Genomic DNA, 22,804 nt, shown 5'->3' on the forward strand with positions numbered 1-22,804 from the left:
TTCCCCGGACAAGCACAACCACCACATCGAGCACCCCCGTAGCCGGGCCGCCGGTTCCGTAGGTGGGCGCGCTGCTTTTGACCTTGTGCCAACTGTGACGTGGCTGGCTTGAAAGGCGGCGGCTACGCCGCCGCACCCCAGAGAATCCTTCCCCGGCTTTCGTCTTTGGCTTTTCCCATGACGCAAGCACTTACGGAACGGGTAGCCCGGCTACGGACATGCTCGATGCGGTGGACTTGTTTGGGTGGGGAAGGCGATCATGAGCTACCCTGTCCGGGTTGAGCGGGGCTCTTTTGGCCCCAGCTTTTCCCGCTCTCTCAGCTCATGATCGCCGTAGGGGCCCCACCCAAACAGGTCCACCGCATCGAGCCCGCAATGCAAATCCCGAAACGACCCGCCGAAGGCGAGGCGAACCGCCCCCGGAGCACGACCCCGGGGGCGGCGCGGCGTCAAGCGAGCACGACCCGCCCCAACTCAGCGGGCGTGGCCAGCAACCTGTGCTTCGGCAGGACCCGGGCGGTCACGCCCAGCGCGCCCGCGTGGGGCAGGGGCAGTTCCACCGCGTAGCGGCCCTCCCCCACCGGTGCCATCGTGGCGGTGACGACGTCGCTGAGGTCGTCGGTGTCGCTGACGCGGCCTGCGACGGCCTGGACCTCGACGTCGTCGGGGGACAGGCCCGCCAGGTCGACCAGGGCGCGGACGGCGACGCGGTCGCCGACGACCGGGGTGGTGTTCTCCTCCAGGGCCAGTTCGCAGTCGAGGACCTTGACGCGGGGCCAGGCCTCGGCGAGGCGGACGCGGTAGGCGGCGAGGTCCTTGGCGGCGGTGAAGCCGTCGGCCACGGCCAGGGCGCCGGAGGTGGCGGCGGGGGCGTAGGCGGACTCGACGTACTCGCGGACCATGCGGGAGGCCTGGACCTGGGGGCCGAGGGCGGCGAGGGTGTGGCGGACCATGGCCATCCAGCGGGTGGGGACGCCCGCCTGGTCGCGGTCGTAGTAGAGCGGGGCGACCTGGGAGCCGAGGAGCTCGTAGAGGGCGGCGGCCTCCAGGTCGTCGCGGCGGATGGGGTCGTGGACGCCGTCGGCGGTGGGGATGGCCCAGCCGTTGCTGCCGTCGTAGAACTCGTCCCACCAGCCGTCGCGGATGGACAGGTTGAGGCCGCCGTTGAGGGCGGCCTTCATGCCCGAGGTGCCGCAGGCCTCCAGGGGGCGCATGGGGTTGTTCAGCCAGACGTCGCAGCCCCAGTAGAGGTAGCGGGCCATGGACATGTCGTAGTCGGGCAGGAACACCACCCGGTGCCGCACGCCCGCGTCGTCGGCGAAGCGGACGATCTGCTGGATGAGGGCCTTGCCGCCGTCGTCGGCCGGGTGGGACTTGCCCGCCACCACCAGCTGCACCGGGCGCTCCGGGTGCAGCAGCAGTGCGCGCAGCCGCTCCGGGTCGCGCAGCATCAGGGTGAGCCGCTTGTAGGTGGGCACGCGGCGGGCGAAGCCGACGGTGAGCACGTCCTGGTCGAAGATCGAGTCCGTCCAGCCCAGCTCCAGCGCCGACGCGCCGCGCTGCAACCACGCCGCGCGCACCCGGCGGCGGACCTCGCCGACCAGGCGGCCGCGCAGCGCGCAGCGCAGCGCCCACAGGTCGGCGTCGGGCACCGACGAGTCCGCGATCGGCCCCGGGCCCTCCGGGTCCCCGATCAGCTCGGTCATCTCCTTGGCCGTCCACGTGGGCCCGTGCACGCCGTTGGTCACCGAGCTGATCGGCACCTCGCCGGTGTCGAAGCCCGGCCACAGCCCGCCGAACATCTCCCGGCTCACCGCGCCGTGCAGCTGCGACACGCCGTTGGCCCGCTGGGCCAGGCGCAGCCCCATGTGCGCCATGTTGAACATGCCCGGGTTGTCCTCGGCGCCCAGCGCCAGCACCCGCCGCAGGTCCACCCCGGGCAGCAGCGACTCATCGCCGAAGTAGTGCTGCACCAGGTCCACCGGGAAGCGGTCGATGCCCGCGGGCACCGGGGTGTGGGTGGTGAACACCGTGCCCGCGCGCACCGCCGAGAGCGCCTGGTCGAAGTCGAGGCCCTGCCCCGACACCAGCTCGCGCACCCGCTCCAAGCCGAGGAAGCCCGCGTGGCCCTCGTTGGTGTGGAACACCTCCGGCTGGGCCACCCCGGTCAGCTCGCAGTAGGTGCGCACCGCGCGGACGCCGCCGATGCCCGCCAGGATCTCCTGGCGGATGCGGTGGTCCTGGTCGCCGCCGTAGAGCCGGTCGGTGACCGCGCGCAGGTCGTCGGCGTTCTCCTCGATGTCGGAGTCGAGCAGCAGCAGCGGCACCCTGCCGACCTGGGCCTTCCAGATCCGCGCGCGCAGCACCCGGCCGCCGGGCATCGCCACGTGCACCAGGATCGGCGCCCCGGACGGCTCGGTGATCAGCTCCAGCGGCAACCCGTTCGGGTCGAGCACCGGGTAGTGCTCGACCTGCCAGCCGTCGAGCGACAGCGACTGGCGGAAGTAGCCGGAGCGGTAGAGCAGGCCGACGGCGATGAGCGGCACGCCCAGGTCGGAGGCGGCCTTGAGGTGGTCACCGGCCAGCACGCCGAGGCCGCCGGAGTAGTTCGGCAGCGCCTCGGTGACCCCGAACTCCATGGAGAAGTAGGCGATCGCGGCGGGCATCCTGGCCCCGCCGGGGTCCGCGGCGCGCTCCTGGTACCAGCGCGGGTCGCCCAGGTAGCGGCGCAGGTCGTCGGACACCCCGGCCAGCCTGCCCAGGAAGTCCTCGTCGGCGGCCAGTGCCTCCAACCGCTCGGCGGGCACCTGGGCGAGCAGGTGCAGCGGGTCGCCGCCGACCCGCTCCCAGACGCCCCGGTCGACCGAGGCGAACAGGTCCTGGGTGGGCGGGTGCCAGGTCCACCGCAGGTTGGTGGCCAGCGTGCCCAGGTCGGCGAGCGGTGCGGGCAACCCGGCCCGGACCGTGAATCGGCGTACGGCTCTCACGGGCACCGACCCTACTGGCGAACCTGGATCGAGCAAGCCTCCCCGGCCCGCCGGGCCCGCCGCGGCGGTGACGGGCAGTCAGCGGCGGCGGCACCGCGTGGTGCCTCCGGGGGAAGGCGGGGCGATCGGGGTTGAAGGCGCGCCGGGCGGGGGTAAGTCCTGCTGGACAGGGCGCGTCTCGGCGGGTCGCGGCGATGGGAGGTCGGTGTGTGGGGCTTAATCGAACAAGGCAGACTGTGGCCACGCACCCGCGACCGAGAGGAGCCTGACCGGTGAGCGGTCGGCTGGGCATCGACGACGTCTCCCCGATCGTGTCCTGCGGTCGGTACCCGTCCAAAGCTGTGGTGGGCGAGCACATCCCGATCGGAGCCACGGTCTGGCGCGAGGGCCACGACGCCGTCGCCGCCACGGTCACCTGGCGCGGGCCGCACGACGCGCGGGCCCGGCGCACCAGGATGGCGCCGGTGGGCACCGGCACCGACCGGTTCGCCGCGGTCATCGCCCCGGACGCCGAGGGCCTGTGGACCTACCGGGTGGACGCCTGGTCGGACCCGTGGGCGACCTGGCGGCACGCGGTCGAGGTGAAGGTGGCCGCGGGCCAGGACGCCGGGGAGCTGGCCAACGACCTGGAGATCGGCGCGCGGCTGCTGGAGCGGGTGGGGCGCCGCCCGGACCGCAGCGCCGAGCGCAAGCTGCTGCTGTCGGCGGCGCGGGCGCTGCGCGACACCACCCAGCCGCTGCCCGCCCGGATCGCGGAGTCGCTGTCGGAGCCGGTGCAGCGGGTCATGCACGAGCACCCGGTGCGCGAGCTGGTCACCAAGGGCAAGGCCCTGCAGGTGCTGGTCGACCGCAAGACCGCGCTCTACGGCTCCTGGTACGAGTTCTTCCCGCGCTCCACCGGTGGTCTCGACACCGAGGGCAAGCCCAAGCACGGCACGTTCAAGACCGCCACCAAGGAGCTGGACCGGGTCGCGGCCATGGGCTTCGACGTGGTGTACCTGCCCCCGATCCACCCCATCGGCGAGGTCAACCGCAAGGGCCCGAACAACAGCGTGGAGTCCCGGCCGGGCGACGTCGGGTCCACCTGGGCCATCGGCTCGGTCGACGGCGGCCACGACGCGATCCACCCGCTGCTGGGCGACTTCGACGACTTCGACGCGTTCGTGGCCAGGGCCCGCGAGCTGGACCTGGAGATCGCGCTGGACTTCGCGCTCCAGTGCGCGCCGGACCACCCGTGGGTGTCCAAGCACCCGGAGTGGTTCACCACCCGCCCGGACGGCACGATCGCCTACGCGGAGAACCCGCCGAAGAAGTACCAGGACATCTACCCGGTCAACTTCGACAACGACCCCGAGGGCATCTACGCCGAGGCGCTGCGGGTCGTGCTGCTGTGGGTGGAGCACGGGGTCAAGGTGTTCCGGGTGGACAACCCGCACACCAAGCCGCCGGACTTCTGGGAGTGGCTGATCCGGCAGGTGAAGGCGCAGCACCCGGACGTGCTGTTCCTGGCCGAGGCGTTCACCCGCCCGGCGCGGCTCTACGGGCTGGCCAAGCTCGGCTACACCCAGTCCTACACCTACTTCACCTGGCGCACGGCCAAGTGGGAGCTGGAGGAGTTCGGCCGCGAGATCGTCGAGCACGCCGACGAGTCCCGGCCCAACCTGTTCGTCAACACCCCGGACATCCTGCACGAGTCGCTGCAGCACGGCGGCCCGGGCATGTTCGCCATCCGCGCCGCGCTGGCCGCGACGATGTCGCCCACGTGGGGGGTCTACGCGGGCTACGAGCTCTACGAGCACGAGGCGGTCAAGCCCGGCAGCGAGGAGTACCTGGACTCGGAGAAGTACCAGCTGCGCCCGCGCGACTTCGCAGGCGCGCTGGCCGAGGGCCGCTCCCTGCAACCGTGGATCACCCGGCTCAACGCGGTCCGGCGGGCGCACCCGGCGTTGCAGCAGCTGCGCACGCTGCGCTTCCACGCGATCGAGAACGAGCAGATGATCGCCTACTCCAAGGTGGACCCGGAGACCGGCGACACCGTGGTCGTCGTGGTGACCCTCGACCCGCGCAACAGCCAGGAGGGCACGCTCTGGCTGGACTGGGGCGCGCTCGGCCTGGAGCCGGGGAAGGTCTACCAGGCCCACGACGAGGTGTCGGGGCAGGTGTTCGAGTGGGCGGCGTCGGACGGCAACTACGTCCGGCTCGACCCGTGGCAGTCCGTGGCGCACATCGTCCACATCCGACGATAGGGGTCGCGCGGGGGCCGGTGGTGCGCCGACCCCCGCGGGCCGGGGCCCGCCGTGCGCGTGGAGGTGCAGTGGTGTACCTGTACGCAGGCTGGCCGACGACGACGACGGCGACGAGGTGACGGGGCAGAGCATGACTGGTGACAACGACGCCGCGCCGGACGCGGCACTGGGCCTCGAAGGGGTCCCGCACACGGGGGAGGCGGTGACCGAGGACGGCCACCTCGTCGAACCCCAGGCGGAGGACTTCACCCCGGCGCGCGAGGCGCCGCCGGACCACCAGTGGTACAAGAGCGCGGTCTTCTACGAGGTGCTGGTCCGGGCGTTCAACGACTCCGACGGCAACGGCACCGGCGACCTGCGCGGCCTGGCCGACAAGCTGGACTACCTGCAGTGGCTCGGGGTGGACTGCCTGTGGCTGCCGCCGTTCTACGCCTCCCCGCTGCGCGACGGCGGCTACGACATCTCCGACTTCCGGGCGGTGCTGCCCGAGTTCGGCACCGTCGAGGACTTCGTGCACCTGCTCAACCAGGCGCACCGGCGCGGCATCCGGGTCATCACCGACCTGGTGCTCAACCACACCTCCGACGCCCACCCGTGGTTCCAGGAGTCGCGCAACCACCCCGACGGGCCCTACGGGGACTTCTACGTCTGGTCCGACACCGACGACCGCTACCCCGACGCGCGGATCATCTTCGTCGACACCGAGACCTCGAACTGGACCTACGACCCGGTGCGCGGGCAGTTCTACTGGCACCGGTTCTTCTCCCACCAGCCGGACCTCAACTACGAGAGCCCGGTGGTGCAGGAGGCGATGCTCGACGTCCTGCGGTTCTGGCTCGACCTCGGCATCGACGGGTTCCGCCTGGACGCCGTGCCCTACCTGTTCGAGGAGGAGGGCACCAACTGCGAGAACCTGCCGCGCACGCACGAGTTCCTCAAGACCTGCCGCAAGGTCGTCGACGACGAGTACCCGGGCCGGGTGCTGCTGGCCGAGGCGAACCAGTGGCCCGCCGACGTGGTGGAGTACTTCGGCGACGCCGCGATCGGCGGCGACGAGTGCCACATGGCCTTCCACTTCCCGCTCATGCCGCGCATCTTCATGGCGGTGCGCCGGGAGTCGCGCTTCCCCATCTCGGAGATCCTGGCCCAGACCCCGGACATCCCGGAGGGGGCGCAGTGGGGGATCTTCCTGCGCAACCACGACGAGCTGACCCTTGAGATGGTCACCGACGACGAGCGCGACTACATGTACGCCGAGTACGCCAAGGACCCGAGGATGAAGGCCAACATCGGCATCCGCCGCCGGTTGGCCCCCCTGCTGGACAACGACCGCAACCAGCAGGAGCTGTTCACCGCCCTGCTGCTGTCGCTGCCCGGGTCGCCGGTGCTGTACTACGGCGACGAGATCGGCATGGGCGACAACATCTGGCTGGGTGACCGCGACGCGGTGCGCACGCCGATGCAGTGGTCGCCGGACCGCAACGCCGGGTTCTCCCGCTGCGACCCGGGCAGGCTGTACCTGCCCGCGATCGCCGACCCGGTCTACGGCTACCAGGCGGTCAACGTCGAGGCGCAGATGAACAACACCTCGTCGCTGCTGCACTGGACCCGCCGGATGCTCCAGGTGCGCACCGACCACCCGTCCTTCGGCAAGGGCGACTTCACCGAGCTGGGTTCGTCCAACCCGAGCGTGCTGGCCTACCTGCGCCGGTTCACCGGCCCGGACGGCACCGAGGACGTCGTGCTCTGCGTGAACAACCTGTCGCGCTTCCCGCAGCCGGTGGAGCTGCACCTGTCCGAGCACGCCGGGCGGGAGCCGCTGGAGCTGACCGGCGGGGTGCGCTTCCCCGCGATCGGCGACCTGCCGTACCTGCTGACGCTGCCGGGGCACGGCTTCTACTGGTTCCAGATCACCGATCCCCAGGAGGAGGGCGAACCGCAGTGACCGACCGACCCGGGCACGACGTGGCGGACCTGGCAGAGGACCTGCGCGCGTGGCTGCCCGCCCAGCGCTGGTTCGCCGCCAAGGGGCAGGAGCTGACCGGTGTCCGGGTCGTGCGGGCCGCGGAGCTGTCCGAGGACCTGGTGCACGTGCTGGTGGCGGCGGGCGACGAGGTCTACCAGCTGCTCGTCGGGGTGCGCGCCGAGCTGCCCGACCACCTCGCCCCGGTGGCCATCGGGCCGCTGGGCGGGGGCACCGCCTACGACGCCGCGCTCGACCCGGACCTGGTGTCCGGGCTGGTGGACCTGATGGCCAAGGGCGCCGAGGTGGGCGGGCTGAGCTGGCGCGCCGAGCCGGGCGTGGAGCTGGTGACCGGGCTGCGGGCGCGGCCGGTGGGGGTGGAGCAGTCGAACACCTCGCTGGTGTACGGCTCGCAGTACATCCTCAAGCTGTTCCGCCGCCCGGTGCCCGGCCCGAACCGGGACGTGCAGCTGCACCGGGCCCTGCACGCCGCGGGCAGCAAGCAGATCGCCACCCCGGTCGGCACGGTCACCGGCGAGCTGGACGGGCAGCCGACCGTGCTGGGCTTCGCGCAGCGCTTCCTCGGCGACGCCGCCGAGGGCTGGGCGACGGCCACCGCCAGCGTCCGCGACCTGCTGGCCGAGGGCGACCTGCACGCCCGCGAGGTCGGCGGCGACTTCGCCGGTGAGGCCTCGCGGCTGGGCGCCGCCGTCGCCCAGGTGCACGCCGACCTGGCCGCGGCGCTGGGCACCGAGGTCGTCGACGCGGCGAAGCTGGCGGGCGCGGTGGACGCCATGCACGCCCGCCTCGACGAGGTGCTGGGCGAGGTGCCCGCGCTGGCCGAGCACGAGGCGAAGGTGCGCGCCGCCTTCGACGCCGTGCGCGGGGTCGAGGGCGGCATCTCCGTGCAGCACGTGCACGGCGACCTGCACCTGGGCCAGGTGCTGCGCACCACGGCCGGGTGGGTGCTGATCGACTTCGAGGGCGAGCCCGCGGCCGCGGCGGCCGAGCGCGAGCTGACCCGCTCGCCGCTGCGCGACGTGGCCGGGATGCTGCGCTCGTTCGACTACGCCGCCCTGCACCTGGTGGCGGGCGGCGAACCCGACCACCAGAAGGCCACCCGCGCCGCGGAGTGGGCCGACCGCAACCGAGCCGCGTTCTGCGACGGGTACGCCACCGTCGGCCCGGACCCCCGCGCGCACGCGGTGCTGCTGCGCGCCTTCGAGCTGGACAAGGCCGTGTACGAGGTGCGCTACGAGCACCGCAACCGGCCGGACTGGGTGGCCATCCCGCTGGCCGCCATCAAGCGCGCCGAGTGAGCGCGCCCGACCACGGGTACCCCACCGGTACCCCAGCGGAGGAGGAGCGAGGGTGACCCCCACGACCGACGAGATCGAGCGCCTGCTCGCGGGCACCCACCACGACCCGCACTCGGTGCTGGGCGCGCACCCCGACCCGGCGGCGGGCGCGGGCGCGGTGGTGCGGGCGCTGCGGCCCAACGCCAAGTCCGTCGCGGTGATCGTCGGGGAGGACCGGTTCGAGCTGGAGGAGTCGATCTCCGGCTTCTTCGCCGGGTCGATCCCGCTGGTGCCCAACGAGTACCTGCTGGAGGTCGACTACGGCGCGGGCCCGGAGCTGGTCGAGGACCCTTACCGGTGGCTGCCGACGCTGGGCGAGCTGGACCTGCACCTGTTCGGCGAGGGGCGCCACGAGCGGCTGTGGGAGGTGCTGGGCGCGCACCCGCGCTCCTACGACACCCCCGCGGGCACCGTGCACGGCACCTCCTTCGCGGTGTGGGCGCCCACGGCCAACGGGGTCCGGGTGTGCGGCGACTTCGACGGCTGGGACGGGCGCGCGAACCCGATGCGCTCGCTGGGCTCGTCCGGGGTGTGGGAGCTGTTCATCCCCGGGGTCACGGTAGGCACCCGGTACAAGTTCCGCATCCACGGCCGCGACGGGCAGTGGCACGAGAAGGCCGACCCGATGGCCTTCGCCACCGAGGAGCCGCCGCAGACCGCCTCGGTCGTCACCCGCGCCGAGCACACCTGGTCCGACGGGGAGTGGCTGGCCCGCCGCGACGCCACCGACTGGTCGTCGGCGCCGATGTCGGTCTACGAGGTGCACCTGGGCTCGTGGCGGCAGGGCCTGGGCTACCGGGAGCTGGCCGAGCAGCTGGGCGACTACCTCGACGAGCACGGCTTCACCCACGTGGAGCTGCTGCCGGTGGCCGAGCACCCGTTCGGCGGGTCCTGGGGCTACCAGGTCACCTCCTACTACGCCCCCACCGCCCGCTTCGGCACCCCGGACGAGTTCCGCGCCTTCGTCGACGCCCTGCACCAGCGCGGCATCGGCGTGATCGTCGACTGGGTGCCCGCGCACTTCCCGCGCGACGCCTGGGCACTGGCCCGCTTCGACGGCAGCCCGCTCTACGAGCACGCCGACCCCCGCCGCGGCGAGCAGCCGGACTGGGGCACCTACGTGTTCGACTTCGGCCGCACCGAGGTGCGCAACTTCCTGGTGGCCAACGCGCTCTACTGGCTGGAGGAGTTCCACGTCGACGGCCTGCGGGTCGACGCGGTCGCCTCGATGCTCTACCTGGACTACTCCCGCGGCGAGGGCCAGTGGCTGCCCAACATCCACGGCGGCCGGGAGAACCTGGACGCGGTGAAGTTCCTCCAGGAGCTCAACGCCACCGTCTACAAGCACAACCCCGGCGCCGTCATGATCGCCGAGGAGTCCACGGCGTGGCCCGGCGTCACCCGCCCCACCCACCTGGGCGGCCTGGGCTTCGGCTTCAAGTGGAACATGGGCTGGATGCACGACACGCTCAACTACATCGGGCACAACCCGGTGCACCGGGCCTTCCACCACAACGAGATCACCTTCTCGCTGGTCTACGCCTGGAGCGAGAACTTCGTCCTCCCGCTCTCGCACGACGAGGTGGTGCACGGCAAGGGCTCGCTGTGGACCCGCATGCCCGGCGACGACTGGAACAAGGCCGCGGGCCTGCGCGCCCTGCTGGCCTACATGTGGGCCCACCCCGGCAAGCAGCTGCTGTTCATGGGCCAGGAGTTCGGCCAGGTGCGCGAGTGGTCGGAGTCGCGCTCGCTGGACTGGGAGCTGACCGAGCAGCAGTTCCACGCGGGCGTGCGCAGGCTGGTCAAGGACATGAACCACCTCTACCGCGCCGAACCGGCCCTCTACGCCGACGACGTGCGCCCCGAGGGCTTCTCCTGGATCGACGGCAACGACTCCGGCAACAACGTCCTGAGCTTCGTCCGCCACGGCGGCGACCGCGACCTGGTCTGCGTGGCCAACTTCGCGGGCCACCCCCACCTGGACTACCGCGTCGGCCTCCCCCGCGGCGGCCGCTGGCGCGAGGTCGTCAACACCGACGCCCAGGCCTACGGCGGCTCCGGCGTCGGCAACTGGGGCGCGGTCGACGCCGAGCAGGTCAGCTGGCACGGCCGGGAGCACTCCGCGGTCCTCAACCTGCCCCCGCAGGGCGTCATCTGGCTCATCCCCGACGCCTGAACAGGTCATGGTGGGCGCGTCCCCTCTGGCGCGCCCACCAAGACCGTAGGGTCGGCGCATGGTGCTGTCCGAGGCGGAGGACGAGCGACGGCTCAACGAGCGCAGGCGCTCCCTCGACCTGCCCTTCGACGCGCGCCCGGCGAGTGGCGCCAGCCTGGCCGACGACCTGGACAGGGCGCTCTTCGTCGAGACCATCGTGCCCTCCCTCGTCCCGCCCGACGTGCTCGCCGTCAACGGCCGGACGATCGAACAGCGCCTGTCCGCCCTGCGGATGACCACCGTCGACGGGGTACCCACCAACGCGGGCCTGCTGACCACGGGCGTCGACCCGCTGAGCTTCCTGCCCGGCGCCTACGTCCAGTTCTTGCGCGTGGACGGCACCGAGATCACCGATCCGATCATCGACGAGAAGCGCTTGGACGGTCCGCTCCCGGACCTGCTGCGGCGCGTGGACGAGATGCTGGTGCTCAACCTGCGCTCGTCGGTGGACATCACCTCCGCGAGCCGGGAGAGGCGCGTCCCGGACTACCCGATCGCCGCCCTCCAGCAAGTGGCCAGGAACGCGGTCATGCACCGCTCGTACGAGAACACCAACGCGCCGATCAGGATCACCTGGTACGCCGACCGCGTCGAGATCAGCAACCCCGGCGGGCCGTACGGGGCGGTCACGACCGACAACTTCGGGCAGGGCCACACCGACTACCGGAACCCGACCCTGGCCGAGATGATGCGCGGCCTGGGTTACGTCCAGCGGTTCGGCGCGGGCATCCCGATCACGCACAAGGCGCTGGCCGACAACGGCAACCCGCCACCCGAGTTCCAGGTGACGCCCACGCACGTCGGAGTGACCGTCAGGAGCAGGGCATGACAACCCCGGTGATCGCCTTCTTCAACAACAAGGGCGGCGTCGGCAAGACCTCCCTGCTCTACCACGTCGCGTGGATGATGGCCGATCTCGGGCACCGGGTGGTGGTCGCGGACTTGGACCCGCAGGCGAACCTCACCTCCGCCTTCCTCGACGAGGGGGAGATCGAAGCGCTGTGGTCCGATCGGCGGCGGACCGTCTGGGGAGCCATCAAGCCGTTCCAAGAAGGCAGCGGTGTCCTGGCAGAACCCCGGCTGACCAGTACCGGGGACGACCGGCTCGCACTGCTCGCGGGTGACCTCGACCTGTCCACCTTCGAGGACGACCTGAGCAGCAGCTGGCCCAAGTGCCTGGATGGCGACGCCAGGTCGTTCCGGATCATCTCCACCTTCTCCTCGGTGTTGCAGCAGGCCGCCCAGCTGCACGGGGCCGAGTTCGTGCTCGTCGACGTGGGCCCCAGCCTCGGTGCCATCAACCGCGCGGCTCTCGTGGCCTCCGACCACGTCGTGATCCCCGTGGCCCCGGACCTGTTCAGCCTCCAGGGCTTGAAGAACCTGGGCCCGACCCTGCGCAAGTGGCGGCGGGGCTGGGGGCAGCGGCTCGACGAACAGCCGAGGGCGGAGCCCTTGCAGCTGCCCGGTGGGACGATGGCGGCACTCGGCTACGTGGTGCTCCAGCACAGCGTCCGCCTAGACCGGCCGGTTCGGGCCTACCAGCGGTGGGTCGACCAGATCCCCAGCGTGTTCCACTCCGCGGTGCTCAACACCCCCGGTACGGCGCCCAGTGCCGACGACGACCCGATGTGCCTCGGCCGGATGAAGAACTACCGGAGCCTGATGCCCCTGGCCCAAGAGGCCCGCAAACCGATCTTCCACCTGACGACCGCCGACGGCGCGCTGGGCGGGCACCTCAAGGCGGCCCGGGAGACGCACGGCCACTTCGCCGAGCTCACCCAGCGCATCATCGGCGGGATTGGATCGGAGTCACCCGACGCCTGAGCGGGGCCGTCCGGCAGCGGGGCGGGCGGGCGCTGGGGCACACTGGTGGCGTGCGCACGCCACTGCCCCGCCTGCTCCCCGCCCTGCTCGCGGTCGGCGTGCTGCTGGGGTGCACCTCGACCGTGACGGGGACGCCGGTGGGGCAGGGGTCGGTGGTGGCGCCCGACACCGGGGAGACGGACACGTCGTTCGTCAAGAACACCGACGGCGGGGAGGTCGACCAGCTCGCCGCGGCGGTGGTGGACGACGTGCGGGCGTACTGGACCGACACCTTCCCCGGGGTGTTCGACCAGCAGTTCGACGACCTGACCGGCGGGTACTACTCGGTGGACACCGCGGACGCGACCGCGCCCAAGCCGCCGTGCGTGGACAACCCGACCGAGGTGGAGGGCAACGCCTTCTACTGCCCGAGCGCGGACACGATCGCGTGGGACCGGGCGGCGCTGCTGCCGGTGCTCAAGGAGCGCTTCGGCGAGGCGGCGGTGATGCTGGTGCTCGCGCACGAGATCGGGCACGCCGTGCAGGCGCGCACCGGGGTGGGCGCGGACCAGCGGCGGGCGAACCCGGGCAGGTTCCCGACGATCCTGGTCGAGGCGATGGCCGACTGCTACGCCGGGTCGTTCGTGCGGTGGGTGGCCGACGGGAAGGCCCCGCACCTGCGGATCGAGAAGCAGCGGCTGGACTCGGCGCTGGAGTCGCTGATCAGCTTCCGGGACCCGATCGGCACCGACCAGTCCGAGAGCGGCGCGCACGGCGACGCCTTCGACCGGGTGTCGGCCTTCCAGGACGGGTTCGACAGCGGCGCGCGGCTGTGCTCGGGGATGACCGTGGACAACCGGGAGTTCACCCTCACCGGCTTCACCAGGGCCTCCGACGCCGAGACCGGGGGCAACCTGCCGTTCGACAAGCTGCTGGAGTCCGTGACGCCGGGGCTCAACGACTACTTCTCCTCGGTGGCCACCAAGGCGGGCAAGCAGTGGCGGAAGGTGACGCCCAAGACCGTCGCGGGTGACCCGACCTGCGACGGCGGCAAGCAGGGGCCGGTCGCGTCCTGCGGGTCGGCCGGGGATGTCGAGCTCGACGACGCGGACTCACTGCCCAAGATCCACAGCGACATCGGCGACTACGCCACCGCGACCCTGCTCGCCTCCCGCTACGGGCTGTCGCTGCGCAAGCTGCTCGGCAAGGGCACCTCCGGCCCGGACGCGCAGAAGTCGGCGGTGTGCCTGGCCGGGGGCTTCACCGGGGCGCTGTTCCGGGTGCCCGCCGAGCAGCGCTACCTCTCCCCCGGCGACATGGACGAGGCCGTGCAGGTGCTGCTCGACTACGACTACGCCGCCCGCGACAGCGCGGGCGCGGCCACCGCGGCGGGCTTCGACCGGGTGGCGGCGTTCCGGCTGGGCTTCACCAAGGGCGCCGACGGCTGCGGCCTGACCTGAGGCGAACCCGGGAACGGCCGCCCACGCGCGCGCCACCGCGGAAAATCGGTCCCCCCGCCATCCGGGGGATCCGAACCGCGCCGGGATTCGTCCATCCGGCAGTAGGGTGCAGGCACCCGGGACAGGCCGGGTCCGGGAGTGTGGGGACTGACGTGCGACTGCGGGACACACGGATCAGGGTGGCGGTGGCGCTGGCCGCCGCGGCGGCGGTGGTCGCGCAGCTGGGTGGGTGCGCGCAGACGCCGATCACCGGCAAGGCCCGCGGGGTGGGCGACATCGACGCGGGCACCGCGGCGGGCATCCCGGTCGACAACAACGGCCCGTCCGGCCCCAAGCAGGGGGTGCCCGACGCCGACATCCCGTTCGAGGGCGGCGACGGCGGCGAGATGGACCGGCTGGCCATCAACGCCCTCGACGACATCTACGCCTACTGGTCGGAGAAGATGCCCGCCGACTTCGACGGGCAGAAGTTCACCCCGATCGAGCGGCTGGTGTCCTACGACTCCGACGGCAAGGCCGAGAAGCTGTGCGGCCAGAGCACCAAGAACCTGGTGAACGCCTTCTACTGCTCCCAGGACGACAGCGTGGCCTGGGACCGCGGCGTGCTGCTGCCCATGCTGGACAAGCAGTTCGGCCCGATGTCGGTGGTGGCGGTGCTGGCGCACGAGATGGGCCACGCGGTGCAGTTCCGGCTGGGCGCCAAGTCCAACATCAGCCAGGCCACCCCGACCATCGTCAAGGAGCAGCAGGGCGGCTTCTTCCGCTGGGTGGCCGAGGGCAAGGCCAAGCACTTCGACATCAACGCGGGCACCGGGCTCAACCACGTGCTCGCCACCATGTTCTTCATCCGCGACCCCGCGGGCCTCTCGGCGTCCAAGCAGGGCGCGCACGGCCTGGCGTTCGACCGGGTCTTCGCCTTCCAAGCGGGCTTCTCCGAGGGCCCCACCCGCTGCGCGCGGATGGACACCGACGAGATCAACGGGCGCATCCAGGAGAAGGAGCGCAACGACACCGAGGTCGAGAAGTCCGACGAGGGCAACGTCGACCCCACCGAGGACGACGTCCAGGAACTGCTCAAGAAGAGCCTCGACGAGGCCTTCGGCTCGGCCCAGGACAAGCCCGGCATCACCTACGACGGCGCCGACTGCCCGTCGGGCACCGCCACCCCGCCGGTGTCCTACTGCGCCGACACCAACACCGTCACCGTCGACCCGGAGGCGGTCAAGAAGATCGCCACCCCGCCCAAGCGCGGCCAGGAACCCGGCGTCGACGGCGCGGGCATCGGCGACTTCGCCGCCTTCGCCGAGATCGCCTCCCGCTACACCCTCTCGGTCCAGAAGTCCTACGGCGGCGAACTCGACGGCGTCAAGACCGGCCTGCGCACCGCCTGCCTCACCGGCGCCTGGGCCCGCTACACCGACACCGACACCGACAACACCCGCCGCCTCCGCCTCGCCGTCGGCGACCTCGACGAAGCCGTCGCCGAACTCCTCCAGGACAACAGCCTCATCGCCGCCGACGTCCAGGGCAAGCAGATCCCCAGCGGCTTCGCCCGCGTCGAGGCGTTCCGCATCGGCTTCTTCGAGGGCGACAAGGGCTGCACGGAGGGCTTCAGCGGCTGACGCCCGGGCCGCTGTGAGAAGCGCGGGATCTTGTGGCTGGCTCGATGCGTGGACCCGTTTGGGTGGGTCCTTGGTCGGGCTACCCCTGCGCCAGCGTGGGTTGCGGTTGGGCGAGAAGGTGACCGCCACCGAGGCCGAGCCTGGAGAGCGGGCACTGCCCGGTTGGGTGGATCCGCCACGAAAGCCCCCACACCCCTAGAACACAACAGCCCGCCACCCCCGAGGGGAGTGGCGGGCTGTTCGCACGCCTGGGATCAGAACAACGCGGAGGCGAGGTCTCGGCGGGCCTTGGCGACCCGGGGGTCGTCGGCGGCGAAGAGGTCGAAGAGGCCGACGAGGTGGGTGCGGGCCTTGTCGCGGTCGGGGCCGGAGGTGCGGCGGACGACGGCGATGAGGCGGGCGAAGGCCTGTTCGGCGGCCTGGCCCGCCAGTTCGAGGTCGGCGGCCGCGAGCTGGGCGTCGATGTCGTCGGGGGACATGTCGGCGCGGACGATGACGGAGGGGTCGGTGACCTCGGCCCTGGCGAGGAAGCGGACCTGGGCGAGGGCGGCCTTGGCCTCGGCGTTGGCCGGTTCGGCGGCGAGGATGTCCTGGTAGGCGGCCTCGGCGGCGGCGTAGTCGCCCTGCTCGAAGGCGGTCTCGGCGCGGGTGAAGCGCTCGTCCTCCGGCTCGGGCTGCGGCTCGGGGGCGTTGGCCTCGGCGGCGCGGATGCCGGGCAGGCGGTCGCGCAGGGCGTCGACGAGGCCCTTGAGCCACTGGCGGACCTGGGCCTCGGGGGGCACGTCGCCGAAGGCCTCGACGGGCTGGCCGCCCGCGATGGCCACGACCATCGGCACCGACTGCACGCCGAAGAGCGGGGCGATGCGCGGGTTGGCGTCGATGTCGACCTTGGCCAGCGCCCAGGACCCGCCGAACTCGGCGGCGAGCTTCTCCAGCAGGGCGACCATCTGCTGGGACTGGCCGGAGTAGGAGGCGGTGAGCACCACGACCACCGGCACCTGCAGCGAGCGCTCGACGACCTCGGCCTGGAAGGTGGCCTCGGTGACGTCGGTGGAGTACGCGCCCGCGGCGGCGGTCGCACCGGTGGGCGCGGCGGCTGCGGCGGCGGGGGACGCGGCGGGCGGGGCCGTCTTGGCGGCGTCCGCCCTGGCCTTGAGCGCGGAGAGGTCCACCGCGCGCGAGAGGGCAGCCGACAACGCGGCGGTCTGGCGTGGGTCTGGCCTGGTCACCCCTTCATCCTGGCACGTCCCCACCCGGCGTGTTCGCCGCTCCCCCGCTCCGACGGCGTGGTCCAGGCCACCAGGCCGCCCCCCGCGAACCCCAGCACCCGCCCCAACAGCAGGCGAGCACGCCACCACACCGACGAACCCGCTGGCACCGCCCGCGCCCCAGGCCGACCCGGCACAGCACCGCGCCCGAGGGCCATCACCCATCCGAGCACGCACCGACACCCACCCGGGCGCCGGCGAACCCATTGCCGGCTAGCGGTCCTCGCCTGCGAGACGGGCGAGGGCCTCCTCGGGGTGGATGGCCATCGGGTTCACGCGCATGGCCTCGTTGCCCCGGGCGATGGCGAGGGACAGGGGGGCCATCAGCTCGGCGAAGCGGGCGGTGGCGTCGTCGCCCAGGGCCTGCCACGGGGCGGCGGCGGCCTCGTCGGTGAGGGCTTCGACGGAGTCGCGCAGTTCGCGGCCCTCGGCGGTGAGGGTGCCGGGGGCGGCGAGGACGTCGCGCTCGCGGAGGCGGTCCTCGGCGGCGGTCCACTCGTCCTCGGGGACCTGGCGGGCGGCGCGGAGGTAGTCGGGGGTCAGGCCGGTGTCGGCGCCGAAGGCGACCAGGGTCTCCACCGGGTCCAGGCCCGCGGTCACCAGGGCGGCGACGTGGCCGTCGCCGCGGGACTCGCGCAGGGTGGTCACCGCCTGCCACAGCGCGAGGTGCGGTTCCCCGGGCAGCGGGAGCACGGCGTTGGCGGCGCCGAGCGGGCGGCCCGCGGTGGGCGCCCAGGACGCGGCCGTGCGGGCGAGGTCGGCGGCCTCGACGACCTCCGGGGACGCCACGGCCGGGCCCAGCAGCCTGCGCAGGGCGCCGTCGACGCCGCGCAGGCGGGCCGCCAGGTACTCCTCGGGGGTGGCCACCTCCCAGGCCTCGGGCACCGCGCGCTCCACCCGGGAGGGGTGGAAGTTGTAGAAGGCGCTCGTCACCAGCCACGCCGGGGCGGCGCCCAGCGGGGCGGCGCGCATCCCGAAGTAGCCCATCCACCGCCCCTTGCACCCCAGGGCGTCGGTCTCGGCGATCGACTCCGGGGTGAAGTAGGTGACGGCGTGGTAGGGCTCGAAGCACTGCCACAGCAGGCGCGGGTCCACCGCATCCCCCTTCACGACGACAGGTACCGCTCGACGCGCTCGACCTTGCCGGTGAGCTGGCCGGTGTGGCCGGGGCGCACGTCGGCCTTGAGCACCAGGCTCACCCGGGGGAACTCCGCGAGGAGCACGTCGGTGGCCCGCTTGACCACCGCCATCACCTCGTCCCACTCCCCCTCGACCAGGGTGTGCATGGCGTTGGTCTCGTTCGGCAGCCCCGACTCGCGCACCACCCGCACGGCCGCGGCGACGGCCTCCCCGACCGCCTCCGACGCCCCGCCCAGGGGGGTCACGCTGAACGCCACCAGCACGCCGTGCTCCTCCCGCTCGCCCGCACCGAACACTATCCGGCCACCCCGGCCCACGGGTGACCCACTGGTAGCTTCCCCCCATGAGCCCGCGCACGTTGCCGTTCGACCCGATCGCCCGCGCGGCGCAGCTGTGGGAGGAGCGGATCGGCGACTCCTCGGTGATGGCCGCGGTCACCAGCGTCATGCGCGTCCAGCAGATCCTGCAGTCCGCCGTGGACGCCGCCCTCAAGCCGCACGGCCTCACCTTCGCCCGCTACGAGGCCCTGGTCCTGCTCACCTTCTCCAAGGCGGGCAGCCTCCCCATGCGCGTCATGGGCGAACGCCTCCAGCTGCACCCCACCAGCGTCACCAACATCGTCGACCGCCTCGAGGCCGACGGCCTCGTCCGCAGGCTCCCCCACCCCACCGACCGCCGCACCACCCTCGCCGAGATCACCGACGAGGGCCGCACCCGCCGCGCCGCCGCCACCGAGGCCGTGACGGGCGTGGACTTCGGCCTCAAGGGCCTGACCGAACGCCAGACCGGCCAGCTCACCGACCTCCTGTCGAAGGTCCGCAAGGCCACCGGCGACTTCACCGACTGACCACTGCCTTTGCCCCACCCGCTTTGCCCCACTCGCTTCACCCCACCCGCCCGGAGCCCCCAGCCCGCGCGGCGGCACCCGGCACCAGCTGCCGCCCCACCCAGCGCGTCGACAGCAGCCAGCCCACTCCCCCGCAGGCTGCCGCAGGAGTACCCCGGGCAAGGGGACCCCTGTTTTCAACGCTACTGGCAGGGGGCGACGAAACTCGACCCCCGCGAAGTGGCTGTGGACAACTCAGCAGGTGTGGACACCCTGGCAGCAGCGCAGCCCACGACGCCACCACCGACGCAACAGGAAGCCCGGCTACGCCCCCCACCGAAGCCGAAGCGGCGCCACACACACCAACGGCGCCACCGCCGCAGCGGTGACGCCGTTGTGGAACGGACAGGGCCCCTCAGACGCCCGCGGGCTCCGGCACGCCGATCTCCGCGGACCGGCTGGACTGGACCGGCCCGATCGGGTCGAGGCGGCCCGTGCGCAGGGCGTAGCGCTCGAAGACCAGGGTGAACAGGGGCGGGATGCTGCACAGCAGGCCCCAGAAGGTGGTCCAGCGGGACCACTTGTACTCCCGGGCCGCGAGGGCGGCGGTGATGACGTAGGCGACGAAGACGACGCCGTGGATGGGGCCGAAGAGCTTGACCCCCGCGTCACCGGCGTCGGTGGCGTACTTGAAGAACATGCCGACGAGGAGGCCGAGCCAGGAGACGGCCTCGAGGAGGGCGACGGCCCTGAAGCGGCCGGCTGCTGTGGCGAACATGCGATCCAGTGTGGAGTGTGAACGGGCTCACCGACGACCGCACCGGCACCACCTCTGACCTGCGGCGATGGTGGCGAAACGGGGTTATCACCCACTCGGGTGGCCGCCGGTGCGACCAAGGTCACCGGCCGCGCGCGGCCGAACGGCACAGCCGCCGGAACTCCGTTGGGGCGCAGAAGTGCTGCCGCGCAATGGGAAACGCCTGGTCGGCGGGCCGGGGGCCGCGGCGTGGGACGTGCGCCACACAGGACACGCGTAACGCTGGGGCGGGGAGCGCTAAAGAAGCGGTCAGCCCTCTGCCTTGATGTCCGCGATGAGGGAGTCGGCGGCGGCGTAGGGGTCGAGGTCGCCCGCCATGACCTTGCCCGCGAGGCCGTCGAGGGCTTCGCCGTGGCGGGCGCTCAGGCGGGCGCGCAGCGACTCCAGGGCGATGGCCTCGACCTCGGTGCGGGCGCGGTGGCGGCGGCGCTCGGCGAACTCGCCGTGCGACTCGGTCCACCGGCGGTGCTCTGCGACGGCCGCCACGACCTCCTCGACGCCCTCGGCGCGGGCGGCGACGGTCTTGCAGATGGGCTGGCGCCAGGACGCCCCGCGCACCTCGCGGCGGCCCAGGGAGATCATGTACTTGAGCTCGCGGACGGTGGTCTCGGCGCCGTCGCGGTCGGCCTTGTTGACCACGAACACGTCCGCGATCTCCAGGATGCCCGCCTTGGCGGCCTGGATGCCGTCGCCCATGCCCGGGGCCAGCAGCACCAGGGTGGTGTCGGCCAGCGCCACGACGTCCACTTCGGACTGGCCGACGCCGACGGTCTCGATGAGCACCACGTCGAAGCCCGCGGCGTCGAGCACGCGCAGCGCCTGCGGGGTGGCCCAGGCCATGCCGCCGAGGTGGCCGCGGGTGGCCATGGACCGGATGAACACGTCCGGGTCGGTGGCGTGGTCCTGCATCCGGATGCGGTCGCCGAGCAGCGCGCCGCCGGAGAACGGCGACGACGGGTCGACCGCGAGCACCCCCACCCGCAGGCCGCGCGCCCGGTAGGCCGAGACGAGCGCGGAGGTGGTCGTGGACTTGCCCACGCCCGGCGAACCGGTCAGCCCGACCACCTGGGCGCGGCCGGTGTGCGGGGCGAGCGCGGCCGCGACGTCGCGCAGCTGCGGGCTGGCGTCCTCCACCAGCGAGATGAGCCTGGCGACCGCGCGCGGCTGGCGCTGCCGCGCGCGGTCGACCAGGTCACCGACGTCGACGTGCCGGGCCAACTCAGGCCTTCGGCACCGAGAGGATCAGGGCGTCGCCCTGGCCGCCGCCGCCGCACAGGGCCGCCGCGCCCACGCCGCCGCCGCGGCGCTTGAGCTCGTAGGCCAGGTGCACCACCAGGCGGGCGCCGGAGGCGCCGATCGGGTGGCCCAGGGCGATGGCGCCGCCGTTGACGTTGACGATGTCCTCGGAGATGCCCAGCTTGTCGGTGGACACCACGCCCACCGCGGCGAACGCCTCGTTGATCTCGACCAGGTCCAGGTCGGAGGTCTGCAGGCCCTGCTTGGCCAGCGCGGCCTTGATCGCGTTCGAGGGCTGCTCGTGCAGGCTGGCGTCGGGGCCCGCCACCACGCCGTGCGCGCCGATCTCGGCGATCCAGGACAGGCCCAGCTCCTCGGCCTTGGCCTTGCTCATCACGACCACCGCGGCGGCGCCGTCGGAGATCTGCGAGGCCGAGCCCGCGGTGATGGTGCCGTCGGAGGCGAAGGCCGGGCGCAGCTTGCCCAGGCTGGCCGCGGTGGTGTCGCCGCGCACGCCCTCGTCGGTGTCGAACACGACCGGGTCGCCCTTGCGCTGCGGGATGGAGACCGGGGCGATCTCCTCGGTGAACCGGCCCTCGGCGATGGCCGTGGCGGCCTTCTGGTGCGAGGCGGCGGAGAAGGCGTCCTGCTGCTCGCGGGTCAGCCCGTAGCGGGAGTTGTACTTCTCCGTCGAGGCGCCCATGGCGACCTGGTCGAAGGCGCAGAACAGGCCGTCGTAGGCCATGTGGTCCTGCAGGGTGACGTCGCCGTACTTGAACCCGGAGCGGGACTTGGGCAGCAGGTGCGGGGCCTGGGTCATCGACTCCTGGCCACCGGCGACGACGATGTCGAACTCGCCCGCGCGGATGAGCTGGTCGGCCAGGGCGATCGCGTCGAGGCCGGAGAGGCAGACCTTGTTGATGGTCAGCGCGGGGACGTCCATCGGGATGCCCGCGGCGACCGCGGCCTGGCGGGCCGGGATCTGGCCCGCGCCCGCGGTGAGCACCTGGCCCATGATCGTGTACTGCACCTGCTCGGGCTTGACGCCCGCCTTCTCCAGGGCCGCCTTGATCGCGAACCCACCGAGCTGCGCGCCGGTGAAGTCCTTGAGCGAACCGAGCAGGCGGCCGATCGGGGTGCGGGCCCCGGCGACGATGACGGATCCGGACACGGCTGTCTCCTTGGAAAGGGGGCTGACGAACAGCGAGCGCGAACGTGCGTTAACCGGGACCATACCCGCGTGTGACCGGTCCGCCACGTGCTCGTGTGAGTAGCCGCACAGCAATCGGTTACCGGTGGGTAGGGCCCGAGTACCGTAACCCCATGACTGACGCACTTGTTCCGCACGTGGTCGCCGTAGACCACGTCGGCGTCGCCGTGCCGGACCTCGACGCCGCGATCGCGTTCTACCGCGACAACTTCGGCCTGGAGAACGTGCACGAGGAGGTCAACGAGGAGCAGGGCGTGCGCGAGGCGATGCTGCGCGCACCCGGTGACACGACGGGCGCGGCGGTGCAGCTGCTGGCACCGCTGAACGACCAGTCGACGATCGCCAAGTTCATCGGCCGCAACGGCCCTGGCCTGCAGCAGGTCGCCTACCGGGTGGTCGACGTCGAGGCCACCTCGCAGGCGCTGCGGGACAAGGGCCTGCGGCTGCTCTACGACAAGCCCAAGCGCGGCACAGCTGACAGCCGCGTCAACTTCGTGCACCCCAAGGACGCCGGTGGCGTGCTCATCGAACTCGTCCAACCCGCGGAAAACTCCCACTGAATGCCGGGGGGCGGGGAAAGAGTTTCCGCTTTCCCCGCCCCCCGCGCATCGAATGCCCCCACTGAATCGCGTCAGATGCGCGGCCATTGCCCG

The 22,804-nt window shown here is 72.3% G+C and carries 17 protein-coding genes; 10 read left to right on the plus strand and 7 right to left on the minus strand.

Annotated features, from left to right (window positions below):
- Positions 1-449: 449 nt before the first annotated feature.
- On the minus strand, positions 450-2,987 hold the full coding sequence (gene glgP, locus BJP25_RS21200) for an alpha-glucan family phosphorylase (protein ID WP_075976784.1): 2,538 nt from the start codon (positions 2,985-2,987) through the stop codon (positions 450-452).
- 272 nt (positions 2,988-3,259) lie between these two features.
- On the opposite strand from glgP, the gene BJP25_RS21205 reads away from it, so the two are divergent.
- The 8 genes from BJP25_RS21205 (at position 3,260) to BJP25_RS21240 (ending at position 15,654) form a co-directional block, all read left to right on the plus strand.
- The gene (locus tag BJP25_RS21205) at positions 3,260-5,233 is read left to right on the plus strand and encodes an alpha-1,4-glucan--maltose-1-phosphate maltosyltransferase (RefSeq protein WP_075976756.1); all 1,974 of its coding nucleotides are present in this window, start codon (positions 3,260-3,262) and stop codon (positions 5,231-5,233) included.
- Between the two features lie 130 nt (positions 5,234-5,363).
- On the plus strand, positions 5,364-7,178 hold the full coding sequence (gene treS, locus BJP25_RS21210) for a maltose alpha-D-glucosyltransferase (RefSeq protein WP_075976757.1): 1,815 nt from the start codon (positions 5,364-5,366) through the stop codon (positions 7,176-7,178).
- A complete protein-coding gene (locus tag BJP25_RS21215) occupies positions 7,175-8,515 on the plus strand; it encodes a maltokinase N-terminal cap-like domain-containing protein (RefSeq protein WP_075976758.1) in 1,341 nt (446 codons plus the stop codon). Before treS ends, BJP25_RS21215 begins: the two co-directional genes overlap by 4 nt.
- Before the next feature lie 52 nt (positions 8,516-8,567).
- Complete coding sequence (gene glgB / locus BJP25_RS21220) at positions 8,568-10,730, plus strand: 1,4-alpha-glucan branching protein GlgB (protein WP_075976759.1); 2,163 nt, start codon at positions 8,568-8,570, stop codon at positions 10,728-10,730.
- Between the two features lie 58 nt (positions 10,731-10,788).
- A complete protein-coding gene (locus BJP25_RS21225; RefSeq protein WP_075976760.1) occupies positions 10,789-11,598 on the plus strand; it encodes an ATP-binding protein in 810 nt (269 codons plus the stop codon).
- Complete coding sequence (locus BJP25_RS21230; protein WP_075976761.1) at positions 11,595-12,593, plus strand: ParA family protein; 999 nt, start codon at positions 11,595-11,597, stop codon at positions 12,591-12,593. Before BJP25_RS21225 ends, BJP25_RS21230 begins: the two co-directional genes overlap by 4 nt.
- Before the next feature lie 50 nt (positions 12,594-12,643).
- A complete protein-coding gene (locus BJP25_RS21235; RefSeq protein ID WP_233158191.1) occupies positions 12,644-14,032 on the plus strand; it encodes a neutral zinc metallopeptidase in 1,389 nt (462 codons plus the stop codon).
- 152 nt (positions 14,033-14,184) lie between these two features.
- A complete protein-coding gene (locus BJP25_RS21240; protein ID WP_075976762.1) occupies positions 14,185-15,654 on the plus strand; it encodes a neutral zinc metallopeptidase in 1,470 nt (489 codons plus the stop codon).
- Positions 15,655-15,908: 254 nt separating this feature from the next.
- Here BJP25_RS21240 and BJP25_RS21245 read toward each other — a convergent pair whose 3' ends face one another.
- The 3 genes from BJP25_RS21245 to BJP25_RS21255 form a co-directional block, all read right to left on the minus strand.
- On the minus strand, positions 15,909-16,883 hold the full coding sequence (locus tag BJP25_RS21245; RefSeq protein ID WP_233158192.1) for a tetratricopeptide repeat protein: 975 nt from the start codon (positions 16,881-16,883) through the stop codon (positions 15,909-15,911).
- A 252-nt stretch (positions 16,884-17,135) separates the two neighbouring features.
- Positions 17,136-18,017: an SCO6745 family protein gene (locus BJP25_RS21250; RefSeq protein WP_075976764.1), complete on the minus strand. Its 882-nt coding sequence runs from the start codon at positions 18,015-18,017 to the stop codon at positions 17,136-17,138.
- An 11-nt stretch (positions 18,018-18,028) separates the two neighbouring features.
- Positions 18,029-18,325 carry an MTH1187 family thiamine-binding protein gene (locus tag BJP25_RS21255; protein ID WP_075976786.1) on the minus strand — a complete coding sequence of 99 codons (297 nt, stop codon included), beginning with the start codon at positions 18,323-18,325 and terminating at the stop codon, positions 18,029-18,031.
- Positions 18,326-18,405: 80 nt separating this feature from the next.
- On the opposite strand from BJP25_RS21255, the gene BJP25_RS21260 reads away from it, so the two are divergent.
- The gene (locus tag BJP25_RS21260; RefSeq protein ID WP_075976765.1) at positions 18,406-18,909 is read left to right on the plus strand and encodes a MarR family winged helix-turn-helix transcriptional regulator; all 504 of its coding nucleotides are present in this window, start codon (positions 18,406-18,408) and stop codon (positions 18,907-18,909) included.
- 394 nt (positions 18,910-19,303) lie between these two features.
- Here the strand turns inward: BJP25_RS21260 and BJP25_RS21265 are convergent, their stop codons facing one another.
- The 3 genes from BJP25_RS21265 to BJP25_RS21275 all read right to left on the minus strand — a co-directional run bounded on the left by BJP25_RS21265 (position 19,304) and on the right by BJP25_RS21275 (position 22,112).
- Positions 19,304-19,666 (minus strand): DUF3817 domain-containing protein, encoded by a 363-nt coding sequence (locus tag BJP25_RS21265; protein ID WP_075976766.1) that lies wholly within the window; start codon positions 19,664-19,666, stop codon positions 19,304-19,306.
- 288 nt (positions 19,667-19,954) lie between these two features.
- The gene (meaB, locus tag BJP25_RS21270) at positions 19,955-20,923 is read right to left on the minus strand and encodes a methylmalonyl Co-A mutase-associated GTPase MeaB (protein ID WP_075976767.1); all 969 of its coding nucleotides are present in this window, start codon (positions 20,921-20,923) and stop codon (positions 19,955-19,957) included.
- A 1-nt stretch (position 20,924) separates the two neighbouring features.
- On the minus strand, positions 20,925-22,112 hold the full coding sequence (locus BJP25_RS21275; RefSeq protein WP_075976768.1) for an acetyl-CoA C-acetyltransferase: 1,188 nt from the start codon (positions 22,110-22,112) through the stop codon (positions 20,925-20,927).
- A gap of 152 nt (positions 22,113-22,264) precedes the next feature.
- Between BJP25_RS21275 and mce the strand changes: the two genes are divergently transcribed.
- The gene (gene mce / locus BJP25_RS21280; protein ID WP_075976769.1) at positions 22,265-22,711 is read left to right on the plus strand and encodes a methylmalonyl-CoA epimerase; all 447 of its coding nucleotides are present in this window, start codon (positions 22,265-22,267) and stop codon (positions 22,709-22,711) included.
- Positions 22,712-22,804: the final 93 nt, after the last annotated feature.

This window comes from Actinokineospora bangkokensis, assembly GCF_001940455.1.
GTDB lineage: Bacteria > Actinomycetota > Actinomycetes > Mycobacteriales > Pseudonocardiaceae > Actinokineospora > Actinokineospora bangkokensis.

What these genes read in the sequence shown, in the direction of transcription:
- treS (WP_075976757.1), top strand. Translation starts at nt 5,364, where the DNA reads ATGACTGGTGACAACGACGCCGCGCCGGACGCGGCACTGGGCCTCGAA.
- BJP25_RS21225 (WP_075976760.1), top strand. Translation starts at nt 10,789, where the DNA reads ATGGTGCTGTCCGAGGCGGAGGACGAGCGACGGCTCAACGAGCGCAGG.
- BJP25_RS21230 (WP_075976761.1), top strand. Translation starts at nt 11,595, where the DNA reads ATGACAACCCCGGTGATCGCCTTCTTCAACAACAAGGGCGGCGTCGGC.
- BJP25_RS21260 (WP_075976765.1), top strand. Translation starts at nt 18,406, where the DNA reads ATGAGCCCGCGCACGTTGCCGTTCGACCCGATCGCCCGCGCGGCGCAG.
- BJP25_RS21265 (WP_075976766.1), bottom strand. Translation starts at nt 19,666, where the DNA reads ATGTTCGCCACAGCAGCCGGCCGCTTCAGGGCCGTCGCCCTCCTCGAG.
- mce (WP_075976769.1), top strand. Translation starts at nt 22,265, where the DNA reads ATGACTGACGCACTTGTTCCGCACGTGGTCGCCGTAGACCACGTCGGC.